The following is a 16,644-nucleotide window of genomic DNA, read 5'->3' on the forward strand; positions in this document are numbered from 1 at the left end:
GATCTTCCTTTTTAAACTACTCATGCAGGATCACTGCATGAGCACTTGGTTTTTAACTATGAATTAGTTTGGGCTTATAGTAATCGAAAGATTACTCGTCGTCACCTTTTTTACCGCCAGACTGGAATTTAGAAATAATGCCTTCAGCCACGTTACGTGGAGTTTCAGCATATTTAGCAAATTCCATAGAGTATGTTGCACGGCCTTGAGACATAGAACGCATTTGAGTCGCGTAACCAAACATCTCTGCAAGTGGAACTTCAGCTTTAATTGCTTTAGTACCGCCAGGCAAGTCATCCATACCTTGAACCATACCACGACGACGGTTTAAGTCACCCATGATATCGCCCATGTAGTCTTCTGGAGTTTCTACTTCAACTTTCATGATCGGTTCAAGCAAGATAGGATCTGCTTTCATGAAACCGTCACGGAAGGCATAAGAACCTGCCATTTTGAACGATAATTCGTCCGAATCGACATCGTGGTAAGAACCGTCAAACAATGTAGCTTTGATGCCAACAACTGGGTAACCAGCAAGGACACCATTCTTCATACGCTCTTGGATACCTTTATCCACAGCACCGAAGAATTCTTTAGGAACTACACCACCAACAACTTCTTCAGCGAACTCGTAGTCTTTACCAGCATCAGCATCCATTGGCTCTAAACGTACGTATACGTGACCAAATTTACCTTTACCACCAGTTTGACGAACGAATTTACCTTCTTGTTCAACTGACTTTTTGATCGTTTCACGGTAAGAAACCATTGGTTTACCAATGTTTGCTTCAACACCGAATTCACGCTTCATACGGTCAACAATAATGTCAAGGTGAAGTTCACCCATACCAGCGATGATTGTTTGACCTGACTCTTCATCAGTACGAACGCGGAATGATGGATCTTCCTTAGCCAAACGACCTAAAGCAATTGACATTTTTTCTTGGTCAGCTTTAGTTTTTGGTTCAACAGCCAATGCAATTACTGGCTCTGGGAATTCCATACGCTCAAGTGTGATGACATTTTTCTCATCACAAAGTGTATCACCTGTAGTTACGTCTTTAAGACCTACACACGCAGCGATATCACCCGCACGAATTTCTTCAACGTCTTGACGATCGTTCGCGTGCATTTGCACGATACGGCCGATACGTTCACGTTTAGATTTAACTGGGTTATAAACAGAATCACCTTGTTTAAGAACACCAGAGTAAACACGTACGAAAGTTAAGTTACCTACGAATTTATCGTTCATGATTTTGAACGCAAGTGCAGAGAACGGAGCTTCGTCAGATGCTTCACGAATCGCTTTAGTTTCAGCTTTATCGTCAAGAACACCTTCAATCGCTTTAACTTCTGTAGGCGATGGTAAGAATTCAATTACTGCGTCCAACATACGTTGAACACCTTTGTTTTTGAATGCTGTACCACAAAGCATTGGTTGAATTTGACAAGCCAAAGTTTGAACACGTAGACCATTAACGATATCTTCTTTAGAAAGATCGCCTTCTTCTAGGTATTTGTCCATTAGCTCTTCAGAAGCTTCAGCAGCAGCTTCAACCATGTTTACACGCCATTCTTCAGCAGTAGCTTGAAGTTCAGCCGGGATTTCACCGTATTCAAACTTCATACCTTGTGAAGCTTCGTCCCAAATGATCGCTTTCATTTCGATCAAGTCGATTACGCCTTGGAAGTTTTCTTCAGCGCCAACAGGGATTACTACAGGTACTGGAGATGCACCTAAACGTGTCTTCATTTGCTCAACAACACGGAAGAAGTTGGCACCAGTACGGTCCATCTTGTTCACGAATGCTAAACGAGGCACTTGGTATTTGTTCGCTTGACGCCATACAGTTTCAGACTGAGGTTGTACACCACCTACAGCACAGTAAACCATACACGCACCATCAAGAACACGCATAGAACGTTCAACTTCAATTGTGAAGTCAACGTGTCCCGGTGTATCAATTACGTTGATACGGTGTTCAGGGAACTGTTTAGACATACCTGACCAGAATGTAGTCGTAGCAGCAGAAGTAATGGTAATACCACGTTCTTGCTCTTGCTCCATCCAGTCCATAGTTGCTGCACCATCGTGTACTTCACCAATTTTGTGAGATACACCTGTGTAGAACAAAATACGTTCTGTAGTCGTGGTTTTACCAGCATCAATGTGCGCAGAAATACCAATGTTACGATAACGAGAAATTGGGGTTTGACGAGCCATGATTTCTTGCATTCCTAAATTTTGTTGTTTAAAACAGGCGCTTTAAGCTGACGAACAGCTTAAAGCGATTCGATGACAGTTTGGCGTAAGCCAAGCTATCACCCTCCTGAATAGGGGCTGTTTTAGTCGCTTAGAAGCGGTAGTGAGAGAATGCTTTGTTGGCTTCAGCCATACGATGCACGTCATCACGTTTTTTAACCGCTGCGCCTTTACCTTCAGCTGCATCAAGCAACTCACCAGCAAGACGTAAAGCCATAGTTTTTTCAGAACGCTTAGCAGCAGCATCTACTAACCAACGCATAGCTAGAGCAGTACGACGGGATGGGCGTACTTCCATAGGTACTTGATAAGTAGCACCACCAACACGGCGTGCTTTTACTTCAACCATAGGACGAACTTTTTCAAGAGTAGTCTCGAAAAATTCAACTGGGTCTACTTTGTTTTTTTCTTGAACGCGGTCTAAAGCACCGTAAACGATACTTTCAGCAATAGATTTTTTACCATCTTGCATTACGTGGTTCATGAATTTAGCGATTGTTTGGCTGCTGAACTTAGGATCCGGAAGGATTTCACGAGCAGCAACTACGCGACGTCTTGGCATTTTAAACTACCTATATATATGACACTTCAGGTTAATCCAGCCGTAGCACAAAGTGTCATGTGCTTTCGCTGGCCTTACTACACGTCGCTTGAATTTCACAAAATTAATGCAGAAATCAGACAAGCGAGACGATAAAGGATTGCAGTTCTAGCGAACTAAGAAGTTAATCTCGAAAGATTATTTCTTAGGACGTTTAGTACCGTATTTAGAACGAGACTGGTTACGATCTTTCACACCAGCACAGTCTAAAGAACCACGAACGGTATGGTAACGTACACCTGGTAAGTCTTTAACACGACCACCACGGATAAGAACAACACTGTGCTCTTGTAGGTTGTGGCCTTCACCACCGATGTAGCTTGAAACTTCAAAGCCAGAAGTTAAACGCACACGGCAAACTTTACGCATTGCTGAGTTAGGTTTTTTAGGTGTAGTTGTGTAAACACGTGTACAAACACCACGACGTTGTGGACAAGCCTTCAACGCAGGAACTTTAGATTTTTCAACTAAAGTCGTACGACCCTTACGGATCAACTGATTTGTTGTTGCCATTTGGCAATTCTCCCGTTAATAAAAAACCCAAAAAAAGACGACTTTTTGAGGGCATGCAATTGTAAGCTAAGACGTAAAAATGGTCAACATTTCAAACTACATGTAATGTTGACCAAATCAGGGCTTTTACAAATTTCTATCTATTTTAAAAGGTTTATTTTTTACTTGGAGCATTTCGTCTTTTTGTAACCTTTTTTTCTGTCGGCTCTACTGCAGGTTGCGCTGCCACTTTTGAAGCTATGTCAGGTTCATTTTCCGTAAAAGACTCACGATTGTTGTGTGTGGTGTCTTCAACCTCATCCATTGCATATAAGTCTGCAAGATCTTCTTCTATTTGTAGGGCTGGTTGCTGCGGTGTGACAGCATCATGGGGTTCAACCATTTGATCTGCGAGCTGTTCTAGCCCTTGTTGAACACGCTCTTCGGTTGCGACAGGCGCTGTGACTTTGTCGGACTTTTTCTGGATTTTAACCTTAGCAATACTTTGATGACCATTTAACTCCACTTCAGCCCCAAGCTTCAAATCTGAGCTATCGGTATCTGATGTACTGCGCTGTGACAGCAGTCGTGGTGAGGCTTTCACCAAAAGCTCAAGTGAGCGTTCATATGCTGTTAAAGCACTCAGACTGGTATCTTTTTGTTGGATGATATACTGGCGGGCTTGTGAAAAAACCAGTTGTGCTTTTTGGTGTACATCATCAACAAGGCGCAAACTATAAACTGCACTTACCCCTGCACTGGCAATTGGTGTAAGTTTGGCTAACTTATTCAGTAGCGAGAGGTTAGCAATCGACTGCCCCCATTTCAGCTGACCATCGGCATTGGTCAACCATTTCTTTAAGGCTTCAATCTCATTACTTGAACCTAAAAGCTGTTGTAACTGAGAGACATCGTGCGTTTGCAAGGTACTTGAAATGGCTTTTATCGCCATCAACAAAGTTTGTTTTTCTGCAATCAGCCCAAGATCAATCTGTTTAAAAATAAACTGGACGATGTCTTGATCGGATTCTTTACTTAAGTCAAAACCATAAGAACGTCCCACTTGGTAAATCATACGTAACGACATCACCAAGGAAGCAGGGACATCTACGGTTGAGCCCACAAAGCCCGTTGCTCCAGTCAGTGCACCTTGCAAGATAGCAATAATTTTATTTTGTTCGGACAGTGCCTGACTAATCCGCTTTGAACGGTCGACATCTTGGGTCAACATTTCTAAATCACGCACGCCCGCTTCATCTAAAACGGCATCGACCGAGCTCATACTCGAGCTAAATTGATTAAGCTGGCTAAAAAAATAATCTGCGGCTTTATCGGAAAGTTGTGGCGACACAAAATGCGCGACTCGATTTACGTTGACATAATGACGCCCTAATAAATGACGTGATACTGTCGGCAGATGGTCTTTTAAGACTTGCTGGGGCTGTTCATAACGCTTATTTTTCGATTTTGTTTTTGTACTCGCACTATTACCAGTTGTAGCATTGGTCAGTGCTGAGACCGTATCTGGGCTTACTTGGTTTAATATGTTTAAACCTGTATGGCTGAGCTTTTTAGCCACTCCGAAGGCATTTGAAAAGAAACCACTGCGCTGTTTATTGTTTGAATCGGCCATTCCGTACTCCGTATTTTATAATCTTTGATTTCTAGCTAAATACTAGGTGTAGTACGCATTTATCTCAATAACAATATGTATCTTTTAGTAAATTTGAAATGCCCTGCTCCCGATTTTAAGACAAGTCAAATTGGCATAGGATTTGCCATAAGAATTAAAAATTCTTTCTGCTATTATGATCTGCATTGAAAACATAAGAGTTGCAATTGGCTTAGAAATAAATTGTTGATTCATCTTTAAGCGTAACTCTGCAAAACCACCATATAAGGGATCTTTAAATGAAACGTGTAGTAATCACTGGCATGGGTATCAACTCATGTATCGGTAATACTTTGGAAGAAGTTACTCATGCATTACAAAACGGGATTTCTGGGACACGTTTTAACCCAACCTATGCTGAACTCAATTTTAAAAGTCATATCAGCGCTGCTGCTGAACAAGACTTTGATGGTATCGACCGTAAGCTAAAACGCTTTATGGGTGTTTGTGCCATGTATGCATACAATGCTGCAGTTGCTGCGGTTGAAAATGCAGGCTTAACAGCAGAGCAAATTGGTGGCAACCCACGCTATGGTATCGCGGGCGGTTCAGGTGGTGGTTCAACTGCATCTGTAGTTGAAATGAAAGAATTGTTAGACACCAAAGGCGCACGTAAAGTTGGTCCGTTCTTCGTACCACGTAATATGTCGAACACCATTACGGCAAACGTTGGTGTTGCTTTTAAAATGCAAGGTGTTGCACACACCATTACCAGCGCATGCGCAACGTCTGCTGATGCAATTGGTTATGCCTACAACCTGATTCAATTGGGTAAACAAGACTTAATGCTTGCGGGTGGCGGTGAAGAAGATCACTGGTCTCAAAGCTTGTTGTTTGATGCCATGGGCGCACTGTGCTCGAAGTACAATGACACGCCAGAAACAGCGTCTCGTCCATACTCTGCTGACCGCGACGGTTTCGTGATTGCTGGCGGTGGCGGTTTTGTAGTGCTTGAGTCTTTAGAACATGCGCAAGCACGTGGTGCCAACATTTTGGCTGAAGTTGTGGGCTATGCGGCAAACTCTGACGGTGCAGACATGGTTGCGCCATCGGGTGAAGGTGCGACACGTTGTGTACTGATGGCACTTGAAGAAGCAAAACAACACGGCGTAGACAAAATTGACTATGTGAATACGCATGGTACGTCAACGCCTGCGGGTGACATCACTGAATTAAAAGCAATGGAACGTGCATTTGGCGAAGGTCAAGTTCCTCCACTGAGCTCAACCAAATCAATGACAGGTCATAGCTTAGGTGCTGCTGGCGTGCAAGAAGCGATCTACTCAGTCCTAATGATGCAAAATGACTTTATTGCACCAAACATCAACGTGACTGAACTGGATGAAGGCGCAAAACCATTTGATATCGTGCTTGAAAAACGTGACGCAAAATTGAATACTGTGATGAGTAACAGTTTCGGTTTTGGCGGCGTAAATGCATGTCTCATTTTCAAAAAGTGGGAAGGCTAAGCCGCCCATTTTAGGGTGACTTGATGGATGCTCCTTCTGATGCTTTCTTGTGGGTAAAAGCATTACATATTATTGCCGTGGTGTGTTGGTTCGCTGCATTATTCTACTTACCACGGCTCTATGTTTACCATGCCATGAGTGATGATGCCGTCAGTCATCAACGTTTTGAGGTCATGGAACGTAAGTTGTACCGTGGCATTATGTGGCCGTCGATGATTGCAACACTGATCACGGCACATTTCTTGGTCGATTGGGGTGATGCAACGCGCCACTACCATGAAGCCCTGTGGTTCTACCTCAAAGTCGGCTTGGTTGGACTGTTGGTGATTTACCATTTTGTCTGCGGTTATTACCGTAAGAAATTGATTGGTCATGCGCACTACAAGTCACACAAGTTCTGGCGCTTCTTTAATGAAATGCCGACCCTCATTTTATTTGCTGTGGTGATTTTAGTCGTGGTTAAACCGACATTTTAAAATCCCACACTTAAAAAGCCCCGATTGATTCGGGGCTTTTTAATGCCTATAAAAAATTAACAGCGCAGCTAAAGATCCGCGCTACGAGCGTATCCAAGATTGACGAATTTTTAAATTGAGCGGGGTCGAATAATATTTCTCAATCGCCCAACTCAAAATAAACACCGCGATAAAATAAACAGGCAACAACATCAGCTTTTCAGCCGCTAAAGTTTCTTTTGGGAAATACACCACTTTCATTAAGCCGAGAACAATTAAGTGAAACAAATACATTTCATAGCTACGCTGTCCAATCCAGACCAAACTGCGGGCCGTGGATGAGGTAGGTTTAACTTTCGGGTCTTGGGTAAAACACAATATGAGTAACGCCGTAAGTAGCGCAAATACGCTGATGCCCCAAATACTCACCTCTTTGATGGGTGCATAAAAATATAAACCAGCCATCAGAAACGTTGTCACAGCAACAATTACGTTGGGATTGTAAATGGTACCTTTAAAATGTTGCGCATAAATTGCGGTGAGGCAGCCAATGGCAATTCCATCAAAGCTGGAGAAATAATGATACAGATAAGCGCCGCTTTCCTCGCCAAAATGGAGTGCACGAAAATACGGTGCATACGCGATGACAGCGAGCAAAAAAACAATAAAGCCTTTGCCTCGACCCAGTGCTAAACACAGGACAGGAAATGCTAAATAGAAGACCTCTTCAACCGATAAAGACCACAATACGCCCAAGGCATAGTTCACCCAGCCGTATTCAATAATCAGTAGATTCATCCAGAAACTCAAAGCTGAAAGAATAGTCACAGCATAGGACACCTCTACGCCATTGGGCGACTGATTGAGAAAGGGTTGCAACCCTAAACTTCCGAGCACACTGACCATCGCAACCAATAACACCAGACACGGCATGATGCGGGCAATACGACGGATATAAAAATCTTTCAGCTTAATCTGCGCCAAAGACCCACTACGCTGTAAGGTATGCTGGGTAATCAAAAAACCTGAAATGACAAAAAACATGGTCACACCATAGTTGCCATTTCTTGCAATCAAGGTACTTAAGCTCTCACTCCCAATGGGGATGCCGAGAAAGGTATCGTGTAATTTATAAGGGATATTGAAATGATGAATCAGCACCAATAGGATGGACACACCACGCAGAATGTCGATTTTATAATTACGCATAAATCATTATTAAAATTTTAAAGTGCCTCATTTAAAGTGAAATCACCTGATTTAGACAGCTTTTATATATAAAATCATACAATGATCTAACACTGAATTAGAACCTATTGATTCAGCTCAAGCAAAAAGAAAGCCCTGCTTTTGCAGGGCTTTCTTTCAAATATCAAGAGTAAAGAATAAATGTTAATTAGTTATCCAGTTGCTGCCCTAACAGACGTTTTTTCATACGCGGTTTGTACAGCAATTGATACGTCACGGCTAAAATAATCACCCATAGTGGACTGATCATGAGTGCGCGAAGAGTATCCGCCTCTAGACTCAAAATAATCAACGTAAAGAACAAGAAGATTAAGACCACATAAGACATCCAAACACCGCCCGGCATTTTAAAGGTCGATTTTGCATGTAGCTCAGGACGCAATTTACGGTAGCGGATATAGCACACCATAATAATGCTCCAGATACTAATGAACAGAATCACACACAATGAACTGGCTAATGTAAAGGCTTCAACCGTATTTGGTACAAAGTACTGTAGCGCCGCACCTGCCATGATAAAAGCACATGAGAAGAATAAGCCTTTTGCTGGTACCGCACGTTTTGATAAACGCGCTAGACTCTGTGGTGCTTGCCCTTCTCTTGCCAAACCAAACAGCATACGTGATGTAGAGAACACGCCACTATTCATTGAAGACATCACTGAAGACAGCACCACCAAGTTCATAATGATGGCTGAAGTCGGGATACCTGCATGTAAAAATAGTGAAACGAACGGACTTTGATCCGCAGGAATTTGATTCCACGGCGTCACCGACATCACCACAAATAATGACAAGACATAGAACAAAATGATACGGGTTGGAATCGCATTCACTGCTTTCGGTAAGTTCTTTTCAGGATCTTTGGTTTCAGCAGCCATGGTTCCAATCAGCTCTACACCGACAAAGGCAAAGAGTGCAATTTGAAAACCTGCTAAAAAGCCACTGCCACCTTGAGGGAACATACCACCATGTGACCAAACATGACTGAAGCTTGCAACTGAACCGCCCGGTGCTTGGAAATGGCTAAACACCATAAAGCCACCAATCACGATCAGCCCTAAAATGGCTAAAATTTTGATTAAAGCAAACCAAAATTCAATTTCACCAAAGAGTTTCACAGTCAGCAAATTTAACCCAAGGACAAACAGCACACAGCCGACACTGATTAAAGCCTGCCCCATGGGAGTAAAGGCCATGTCTGGCGGGAGCCAAAAGCCGAGATAGTTAATAATGGCGGCCAAGTCCGCAATACCGACCAAGACCCAACCGAGCCAATACGACCAGCCGATGTAATAGCCCGCACCCGGCCCAATCAGATCATGAGCCATGTCGATAAACGACTTATAGTGCAAATTTGACAATAAAATTTCGCCCAATGCACGCATTAGGAAAAAGAACATGGTCCCGATAATCATATAAATGATCAGAATAGAAGGACCAGCAAGAGAGATGGTTTTTCCCGAACCCATGAACAGGCCCGTACCAATCGCGCCACCAATGGCAATCAATTGCAGGTGACGGTTGGATAATTTCCGTTGTAATTCATGCGATGATGCATTTGCACCGTCAGCTTGTGGGGTAGTCGTCATAATTTAACATCCTGTTAAAGTCCTTTTTTGCGTATAAACCATGTTCATACAGTGCTCGTTATCCTAACGGGCGGCATTTATACGCTCATCAGCACTTCGGTTGAAACCCAAGCGCTGATATACACGGGGAGAGTTTAAAAAATTAGTTTTGTGCAGCTGTCACTGCAATTTCGATCAACCAGTTTGGATTAACCAAATCAGCCTGAATCGTGGCACGTGAAGGCGCTACACAACCATTCATCCAATCAATCCAAATCGCATTGACTGTTGAAAAATCAGAGAGATTTTTGATGTAAAGCTGAGCAGATAACAAACGTGATTTATCTGTATTTGCCAAAGCTAAAAGCTCATCAATCGTTGCTAAAATTTCACGGGTCTGACCTGCGACATCATTGTCGGTATTTTTTGGCACTTGCCCTGACAAATACACCACTTGATTAAACACAGTGACTGCACTCATGACTTCGTTGGTATTGAATTTTTGAATGTCTGAATGTGACATAGGTCTTTCCTTGTATGAAACTGTATAAAAATAAAATTTAATCTTGGATAAAATTGACACGTGCAGTGACAGCACACATCAGCTCATAGCCAATCGTGCCTGAACCTGCTGCGACTTCATCAATGCTAAGCACAGTGCCCTGTTTCGATGTACCCCACAGCACCACTTCGCTGCCAACTTGGGCATTTGGGAGGTGAGATAAATCGACTGCTAACATGTCCATGCTGACCCGTCCGACCAAGCTACTGCGTTGTCCATCGACTAAAATAGGCGTACCTGTTGCGGTAATCCGTTGATAACCATCGGCATAACCACAAGCCACAATACCCACACGCATGTCGTTTTCAGCAATGAACTTTGAGCCATAACCGACACTATCGCCTGCTTTTAACTGCTGAATAGCAATCAGCTCACTGCGCAAACTCATGGCTGGTTGCAAGTCCCAGTCCTGAATCGAGTGGCTTGGATAATCTGGAGAGCTGCCATACAGCATGATGCCGCTGCGGATTACATCCGACTGCAGCTGCTGATGGCGTAAGATAGATGCACTGTTGCTGACTGAGCGCGCACCCGGCAGATCATGGGTAATCTCATCAAATAACTGACATTGATGCGCAATGCCGTCACGCCCGAAACGCTCACCATCGGCATCCGAAAAATGCATCATATGAGTCAAACGCTGAACTTGAGGCAAGCTGGAAAGCTGCTGCCACACTTGACGGTACTGTTCAGGACGGAAACCTAAACGATTCATGCCGCTGTTCATTTTTAAATAAACATCGAACTGCGCCTCTAAAGGAAAACGCGCTAACCATTCGAGTTGATATTCACTATGAATACTGAAGCTTAGACCCAGCTCATGACAGTCAAATAGATCTTGCTCTGAGAAAATACCTTCGAGTAACAGAACTGGACCTGTCCAGCCCAAAGCTCGGATGCATTTCGCCTCCGCCAAATCGAGCAGCGCAAAACCATCAGCAGATTTGAATGCTTGATAGACACGTTCAATCCCATGACCATAGGCATTGGCTTTGACCACCGCGTAGACTTGGCTATTCGGCATTTTCGTGCGAGCAATATTTAAATTATGCTGCAGTGATTGGATATGAATCACTGCAGCAATTGGACGTGGCATTTTCTTCTTCCTTGAATCAATATGACCTAAAACGGATTAGGCTGCTGAAGGATAACGTTGAATCGATAGACCTTCAGTACTGATGTCTGGTTGATGATTCATCACCAAGTCACTAATAAGCTTGCCTGAACCACATGCCATGGTCCAACCCAAGGTGCCATGTCCTGTATTCAAGAATAAGTTTTTAAAACGAGTTGCACCAATAATCGGCGTAGAATCTGGTGTCATTGGACGTAAACCGGTCCAGAAACTTGCTTCAGCTAAATTTCCACCTGGGAATAAGTCTTGAGTCACCATTTCCAAGGTCGCACGGCGGTCTTGGTTTAAACCGTGGTTGAAACCACTCAGTTCAGCCATACCACCCACACGGATACGTTGGTCAAAACGCGTAATGGCAATTTTATAAGTTTCATCAAGCACCGTAGACTGCGGTGCAAATGCAGGATCAACAATTGGGATCGTCAATGAATAGCCTTTGACAGGATAGACAGGCAAATTCAAATTCAATGGTTTTAAGAAATCACGTGAATAACTACCAAAAGCAAGCACATAACGGTCTGCTGTAAGCACTTGACCATCAACCACTACGCCTTTGATTTCATCTCCTTCAACCACTAGTTTTTCAACATTTTGGTTAAATTTAAATTCTACGCCCATGTCTTTCGCAAGGTTTGCCAAAGCATTGGTAAATAGGTAACAGTCACCTGTTTCATCATTCGGTAAATGTAAACCACCAACCAGTTTGTCTTTGGCATAGGCTAAAGCTGGCTCGACTTTGGCTAAGTCATCTTTTAATAATAGTTCATAGTCGACGCCACATTCTTTTAACACTTGGATGTCACGTTGTACTGCATCAAGCTGTGCTTCATTACGGAAAACCTGCAAAGTTCCTTTCGCACGGTTTTCATAGTGAATGCCTGTTTCTTTACGCAGTTCACGTAAACAGTCACGGCTGTATTCAGCAACACGCGTCATACGTTCTTTGTTAATAGCATAGCTTTGTGGATTGCAGTTTTTCAACATTTGTGCCATCCAGTTCAACTGCCACATGCTACCATCGATGTTAATCGCTAACGGTGCATGGTGTTGGAACATCCACTTTACGGCTTTAAACGGAATACCGGGTGCAGCCCACGGTGTAGAATAACCTGGAGAGATTTGCCCTGCGTTACCAAAGCTAGTTTCTTCAGCAGGACCAGCTTGACGGTCTAAAACCGTAACGCTTGCGCCTTGTTGTGCAAGGTAATACGCACTTGCAACACCGATGACACCACTACCTAAGACAATTACACGCATGACTGATCCCTTACACACACACTAGTTTATTTAACTAGTATATTTTTAGGTTAATAGTTTTTTTCACTGTTTTTAACATTATAATCTAGGTAAATCGCCATTTTTGTCGCGCTAAAATTCTAAACATAGGAAATTTATAATGCGTAAATTAGATCGGATTGATCAGCAGATTTTAGACATTTTGCAGCATGATGGACGAATTGCGATTAGTGAATTGGCCTCTCGCGTTAACCTCTCAACCACACCGTGTTCGGAACGTGTCAAACGCTTAGAGCGCGACGGTATTATCATGGGTTACTACGCACGCCTCAATCCACAACTGGTCGATCGAAACTTATTGGTGTTTTTAGAGATTAAGCTGTCGGCCAAGTCTGGCGATGTGTTTGATCAAGTGGCACGTGACTTGGTCGAAATCCCTGAAGTTTTAGAATGCCATCTGATTTCAGGTGAATTCGATTATTTAGTCAAAGCCCGTTTAAAAGAAATGAGTGCTTACCGATGCCTATTGGGTGATTTACTAAAAAAACTGCCCTCTTCAGCATCATCGCACAGTTATATTGTGATGGAAGAAGTCAAAGAAAGTTTTTATTTGGACATTCGCTAACAGCTTATTAAAAATATGCATCTTAAAAATGCATTCACTTTAAATGTTTAAAATCTATCGATTCCCTATTGGAAGTTCTGCACCATGTTTAACAAACTCATGTCTAGTCTTGGCTTACAAGGCATTCAAGTGGATACTCGTCTACACACCACCGCACCACAAGCGGGTCAAGCCATTCAGGGTGAGGTTATTTTTAAAGGTGCCGCGTCTAATAAAATTATCAACGGTATTTATTTAAAGCTCATGACCATAGCCGAGGTTGAGTCAGATGATGCTGAATACAATAGCGCGTTAAGTATTGCTGAATGGCACATTAGCGGGGCTTTTGAGTTACAAGCCCATCAGTCACATGCATTTCCTTTTTCAATTCAACTGCCCTTTGAAACACCAGTTACAGATGTGCCTTGCCGCATCAATAAAACCCGAGTGTGGTTACATACGCATTTAGATGTGGACTGGGGGCTCGATGCAACGGATAAAGACTATTTACAGATTTTACCGACACCAAGCATGCAGGCATTTATTCAAGCCATGCAGCAATGCGGTTTTCAGTTGATGACCGTCGATGTTGAAAAAGGCCAACTACGTGGCAACGGCTTCCACTCGAGCATTGGTTGTTATCAAGAACTTGAATTTAAACCTACGCAATTGTTCAACAGCATCAATGAAGTTGAAGTGTCCTTTGTGGCAGAGCAACATCAAACCCATGTGCTTTTGGAAGTGGATCGTAAATTTCGTGGTGATGGCTTCAACAGCCTTACCATTCCCCATCAACAGGTCAATCCTGCACTGTTAGCAAATGAAATTAGACGAATGTTAGGACTTTAATTTTTAATCCCTGCGCACGACTATTTCAATATAGAAAAGTCGTGCGCAGCCGAAAAGACGTTCTTTAAATCCTGTCCGCATTAAATCCTATCTGCGTTAAATCAAGTCCAAGATATCGGCAAAGGTTTTAATTCGTGCTTTAGGTGCTGCTTCCGTCAACTCTTGATCAGAACCATAACCGTATTCCACCGCAATGGTTTCAATGCCGTTGCGACGTGCACCCAAAATGTCATGCTCACGATCACCAACCATCAGACACTCTTCCGCTTTTAACTGCTCTTTTTCTAAAATATAAGCAATCAACTCTCCCTTATTGGTCCGCTCACCGTTCAGCTCACTGCCATAAGGATGCACGAAGTATTGCAGTAAATTGAAATGCTCTAAGATTTGACGGGCATAGACTTCTGGTTTTGCTGTCGCCAAATATAAGTGATAGCCCTGCTCGGTCAGTTTTTTTAAGGTCGGTTCAACATCGGCAAATAAATGGTTTTCATATAAACCTTTCACCGCAAAACGCTCACGATAGCCCAATAAAGCTTGCTCTGCCAAAACATCGTCCACTGTAACATTTAAGAGTTTTGCCAAAGATGCTTTTAGTGGTGGCCCAATAATCCAGTCAATGTTTAGATCTTCAGCAATGGGGTGTCCGACTTTGTTTAAGCCATAACGCGCACTGGTGGTAATGCCAACTTTCGGATCTGTTAATGTTCCATCTAAATCTAGCAAAATATGTTTAATCACAGCTGATCCTTCTTGGGCTTTAAATAAAATACTATCGAGAGTTCTGCTAAAGTTGCCTATACTATCGCAAATTTTCGCAACAAGGATATTTCTGTGCGCGCAACCGTACTGTGCTTTTCTGGTTTAGACCCTTCAGGTGGTGCTGGTTTACAGGCCGATATCGAAGCGATTGGTCAAAGTGGTGCGCATGCAGCCATTGCGTGTACAGCACTCACTGTTCAAAACTCGCAACAAGTGTTTGGCTTTGAAGCGACGTCAAAAGAATTGCTGTTAGCTCAGGCGCACGCTGTTGTCGGTGATTTACCGATTAAAGCCGTAAAATCTGGCATGTTAGGCACCACAGATAATATTGCAGCACTGGCTGAGTTTCTACGTGAACATCCTGAGTACAATTATGTGCTCGACCCTGTTTTGGTGGCCAACAGTGGAGGTTCACTGGGTGATCAAGCCACCTTGGTCAAAGCTTTTGTTGAACTGATCCCATTGGCGGACATTATTACCCCAAATACAGTTGAATTACGGGCGTTAACGGGTCTCGATGACTTAGACGCCGCGACACAAAAACTGTTTGAAATGGGTGCCAAAGCGGTACTGGTCAAAGGTGGTCATGAAGACACACCTGACTATATTCGTAATGCCCTGTTTGTGAATGGCGAGCTCATTTCTGAAACTCGCTGCCCGCGTTTAGCAGGCGAATATCACGGTTCAGGTTGTTCGCTGGCGAGTTTTATTGCAGGTCGTTTGGCGCAAGGTGACAGTGTTAAAGTCGCAGTACATCATGCCGAAACATGGCTCTTTGGTGTATTAAAACAGGCAGAAACACCTGTTGAAGGCGGTCAAAAAATTCCAAAGCGTTTTTAAGTTAGAAAAAACTGCAAAGGTAAAAGCCAGTCCATTTCTTCATGGACTGGCTTTTTTTAAATTCTAGATTTTATTTTCGGCACAAAATGAATGAGTCAGCTTTGAAATGGAGTATTTAACCATCTTGATGGCGTTGTTTTAAATGTGCGACATGCTCACGGTTGGTTTTCCATGACTTTTCTAACACTTCTTTTTCAATCCGAAGCTGAATCCGTTTCAGTTTCATCGCTGGAATCACTTCTGTTTTAAAGGTCTTAATATAATCGACCCATGCTTTACCTCTAAATACCGTACTGGGCATTGCAGTTTTGAACTCGCATTCAGGCATAAACACCACAGCAGAATGGATATAATCTACATCGACAATATCTTGCAACACACTTTGCAGTACTTTGACGTGTTTATAATTTTGATGCAGCGGATTTTGAAATTTAAAGCTCTTTTTATAAATTTTCTGCGTCCACATCTTTTGTCGTTCACCACCAAAAATCCATCCCTTATAGTTTTTGGTTTCAATCACAAAAACACCAAAGGGGCTCAATACAATATGGTCAATTTGAGTCGTTCCGCCCTGCTCATCAGGCAAAGTCACATCGTTAATTAAAGTATAACGCTCATCCAAATATAATTTTACATGCGCTTGAACTGCGAACTCGCCGAATTTTCCTTTCAGATAGGGCTTAAACACTTTTAAAAGACCAATCCCGAACAAGATCAGTAGCATCCACCACAGCTCTGAAAACACATTCCCCACAATTTGACTTATCATATTATTCATCGTTATTTGAGTTAAAGACACGATTCTTTAAAAGAATACAGATTAAAAGACAAAGTACTGATTTTTAAATTATTAAAATAAAAAAACAAGCTTAAAAACTCCGAA

16 protein-coding genes are annotated in these 16,644 nt (G+C 42.7%); 5 read left to right on the forward strand and 11 right to left on the reverse strand.

Going from position 1 to position 16,644, the window contains the following annotated elements:
- Positions 1-91: 91 nt before the first annotated feature.
- The 4 genes from fusA to ACF8FD_RS06710 all read right to left on the reverse strand — a co-directional run bounded on the left by fusA (position 92) and on the right by ACF8FD_RS06710 (position 4,992).
- On the reverse strand, positions 92-2,227 hold the full coding sequence (gene fusA, locus ACF8FD_RS06695; protein ID WP_010326001.1) for an elongation factor G: 2,136 nt from the start codon (positions 2,225-2,227) through the stop codon (positions 92-94).
- A gap of 130 nt (positions 2,228-2,357) precedes the next feature.
- Positions 2,358-2,828: a 30S ribosomal protein S7 gene (gene rpsG / locus ACF8FD_RS06700; RefSeq protein ID WP_004694929.1), complete on the reverse strand. Its 471-nt coding sequence runs from the start codon at positions 2,826-2,828 to the stop codon at positions 2,358-2,360.
- A 177-nt stretch (positions 2,829-3,005) separates the two neighbouring features.
- Positions 3,006-3,380, reverse strand: a complete 375-nt coding sequence (gene rpsL, locus ACF8FD_RS06705; protein WP_002050319.1) for a 30S ribosomal protein S12 — start codon at positions 3,378-3,380, stop codon at positions 3,006-3,008.
- Between the two features lie 154 nt (positions 3,381-3,534).
- Complete coding sequence (locus ACF8FD_RS06710) at positions 3,535-4,992, reverse strand: EcsC family protein (RefSeq protein ID WP_392453280.1); 1,458 nt, start codon at positions 4,990-4,992, stop codon at positions 3,535-3,537.
- A 278-nt stretch (positions 4,993-5,270) separates the two neighbouring features.
- Here ACF8FD_RS06710 and ACF8FD_RS06715 point away from each other — a divergent pair, with 278 nt between their 5' ends.
- Positions 5,271-6,500 carry a beta-ketoacyl synthase N-terminal-like domain-containing protein gene (locus ACF8FD_RS06715; protein WP_004694933.1) on the forward strand — a complete coding sequence of 410 codons (1,230 nt, stop codon included), beginning with the start codon at positions 5,271-5,273 and terminating at the stop codon, positions 6,498-6,500.
- Positions 6,501-6,523: 23 nt separating this feature from the next.
- Positions 6,524-6,976, forward strand: coding sequence for a CopD family protein (locus ACF8FD_RS06720; protein WP_005011820.1), 453 nt, complete (start codon positions 6,524-6,526; stop codon positions 6,974-6,976).
- Positions 6,977-7,057: 81 nt separating this feature from the next.
- On the opposite strand, the gene ACF8FD_RS06725 is transcribed toward ACF8FD_RS06720, so the two are convergent.
- The 5 genes from ACF8FD_RS06725 to ACF8FD_RS06745 form a co-directional block, all read right to left on the reverse strand.
- On the reverse strand, positions 7,058-8,164 hold the full coding sequence (locus ACF8FD_RS06725; RefSeq protein WP_392453281.1) for an acyltransferase family protein: 1,107 nt from the start codon (positions 8,162-8,164) through the stop codon (positions 7,058-7,060).
- 187 nt (positions 8,165-8,351) lie between these two features.
- The gene (locus ACF8FD_RS06730) at positions 8,352-9,794 is read right to left on the reverse strand and encodes an amino acid permease (protein ID WP_004984251.1); all 1,443 of its coding nucleotides are present in this window, start codon (positions 9,792-9,794) and stop codon (positions 8,352-8,354) included.
- 142 nt (positions 9,795-9,936) lie between these two features.
- Positions 9,937-10,296, reverse strand: coding sequence for a RidA family protein (locus ACF8FD_RS06735; protein ID WP_004694941.1), 360 nt, complete (start codon positions 10,294-10,296; stop codon positions 9,937-9,939).
- 37 nt (positions 10,297-10,333) lie between these two features.
- Positions 10,334-11,431 (reverse strand): alanine racemase, encoded by a 1,098-nt coding sequence (gene alr, locus ACF8FD_RS06740; RefSeq protein ID WP_205667076.1) that lies wholly within the window; start codon positions 11,429-11,431, stop codon positions 10,334-10,336.
- Positions 11,432-11,467: 36 nt separating this feature from the next.
- Positions 11,468-12,727: a D-amino acid dehydrogenase gene (locus ACF8FD_RS06745; protein WP_004694945.1), complete on the reverse strand. Its 1,260-nt coding sequence runs from the start codon at positions 12,725-12,727 to the stop codon at positions 11,468-11,470.
- Positions 12,728-12,866: 139 nt separating this feature from the next.
- Between ACF8FD_RS06745 and ACF8FD_RS06750 the strand changes: the two genes are divergently transcribed.
- Together ACF8FD_RS06750 and ACF8FD_RS06755 are read left to right on the forward strand one after the other, a co-directional pair.
- Positions 12,867-13,331, forward strand: a complete 465-nt coding sequence (locus tag ACF8FD_RS06750; protein WP_114837148.1) for an Lrp/AsnC ligand binding domain-containing protein — start codon at positions 12,867-12,869, stop codon at positions 13,329-13,331.
- 84 nt (positions 13,332-13,415) lie between these two features.
- On the forward strand, positions 13,416-14,159 hold the full coding sequence (locus ACF8FD_RS06755) for a sporulation protein (RefSeq protein WP_205667077.1): 744 nt from the start codon (positions 13,416-13,418) through the stop codon (positions 14,157-14,159).
- A 96-nt stretch (positions 14,160-14,255) separates the two neighbouring features.
- Here ACF8FD_RS06755 and ACF8FD_RS06760 read toward each other — a convergent pair whose 3' ends face one another.
- Complete coding sequence (locus ACF8FD_RS06760; protein ID WP_205667078.1) at positions 14,256-14,900, reverse strand: HAD-IA family hydrolase; 645 nt, start codon at positions 14,898-14,900, stop codon at positions 14,256-14,258.
- Positions 14,901-14,993: 93 nt separating this feature from the next.
- Between ACF8FD_RS06760 and ACF8FD_RS06765 the strand changes: the two genes are divergently transcribed.
- Complete coding sequence (locus tag ACF8FD_RS06765; protein ID WP_062034173.1) at positions 14,994-15,761, forward strand: hydroxymethylpyrimidine/phosphomethylpyrimidine kinase; 768 nt, start codon at positions 14,994-14,996, stop codon at positions 15,759-15,761.
- Between the two features lie 115 nt (positions 15,762-15,876).
- Here ACF8FD_RS06765 and ACF8FD_RS06770 read toward each other — a convergent pair whose 3' ends face one another.
- Positions 15,877-16,530 carry a nuclease-related domain-containing protein gene (locus tag ACF8FD_RS06770; protein ID WP_392453282.1) on the reverse strand — a complete coding sequence of 218 codons (654 nt, stop codon included), beginning with the start codon at positions 16,528-16,530 and terminating at the stop codon, positions 15,877-15,879.
- Positions 16,531-16,644: the final 114 nt, after the last annotated feature.

Origin of the sequence: Acinetobacter sp. TYF_19 (assembly GCF_043105125.1) — a bacterium.
Taxonomy (GTDB): domain Bacteria; phylum Pseudomonadota; class Gammaproteobacteria; order Pseudomonadales; family Moraxellaceae; genus Acinetobacter; species Acinetobacter johnsonii.

Bases quoted from the DNA above. Each gene is read 5' to 3' on its own strand.
- fusA (WP_010326001.1), bottom strand. From the start codon at position 2,227: ATGGCTCGTCAAACCCCAATTTCTCGTTATCGTAACATTGGTATTTCT.
- rpsG (WP_004694929.1), bottom strand. From the start codon at position 2,828: ATGCCAAGACGTCGCGTAGTTGCTGCTCGTGAAATCCTTCCGGATCCT.
- rpsL (WP_002050319.1), bottom strand. From the start codon at position 3,380: ATGGCAACAACAAATCAGTTGATCCGTAAGGGTCGTACGACTTTAGTT.
- ACF8FD_RS06710 (WP_392453280.1), bottom strand. From the start codon at position 4,992: ATGGCCGATTCAAACAATAAACAGCGCAGTGGTTTCTTTTCAAATGCC.
- ACF8FD_RS06715 (WP_004694933.1), top strand. From the start codon at position 5,271: ATGAAACGTGTAGTAATCACTGGCATGGGTATCAACTCATGTATCGGT.
- ACF8FD_RS06720 (WP_005011820.1), top strand. From the start codon at position 6,524: ATGGATGCTCCTTCTGATGCTTTCTTGTGGGTAAAAGCATTACATATT.
- ACF8FD_RS06725 (WP_392453281.1), bottom strand. From the start codon at position 8,164: ATGCGTAATTATAAAATCGACATTCTGCGTGGTGTGTCCATCCTATTG.
- ACF8FD_RS06730 (WP_004984251.1), bottom strand. From the start codon at position 9,794: ATGACGACTACCCCACAAGCTGACGGTGCAAATGCATCATCGCATGAA.
- ACF8FD_RS06735 (WP_004694941.1), bottom strand. From the start codon at position 10,296: ATGTCACATTCAGACATTCAAAAATTCAATACCAACGAAGTCATGAGT.
- alr (WP_205667076.1), bottom strand. From the start codon at position 11,431: ATGCCACGTCCAATTGCTGCAGTGATTCATATCCAATCACTGCAGCAT.
- ACF8FD_RS06745 (WP_004694945.1), bottom strand. From the start codon at position 12,727: ATGCGTGTAATTGTCTTAGGTAGTGGTGTCATCGGTGTTGCAAGTGCG.
- ACF8FD_RS06750 (WP_114837148.1), top strand. From the start codon at position 12,867: ATGCGTAAATTAGATCGGATTGATCAGCAGATTTTAGACATTTTGCAG.
- ACF8FD_RS06755 (WP_205667077.1), top strand. From the start codon at position 13,416: ATGTTTAACAAACTCATGTCTAGTCTTGGCTTACAAGGCATTCAAGTG.
- ACF8FD_RS06770 (WP_392453282.1), bottom strand. From the start codon at position 16,530: ATGATAAGTCAAATTGTGGGGAATGTGTTTTCAGAGCTGTGGTGGATG.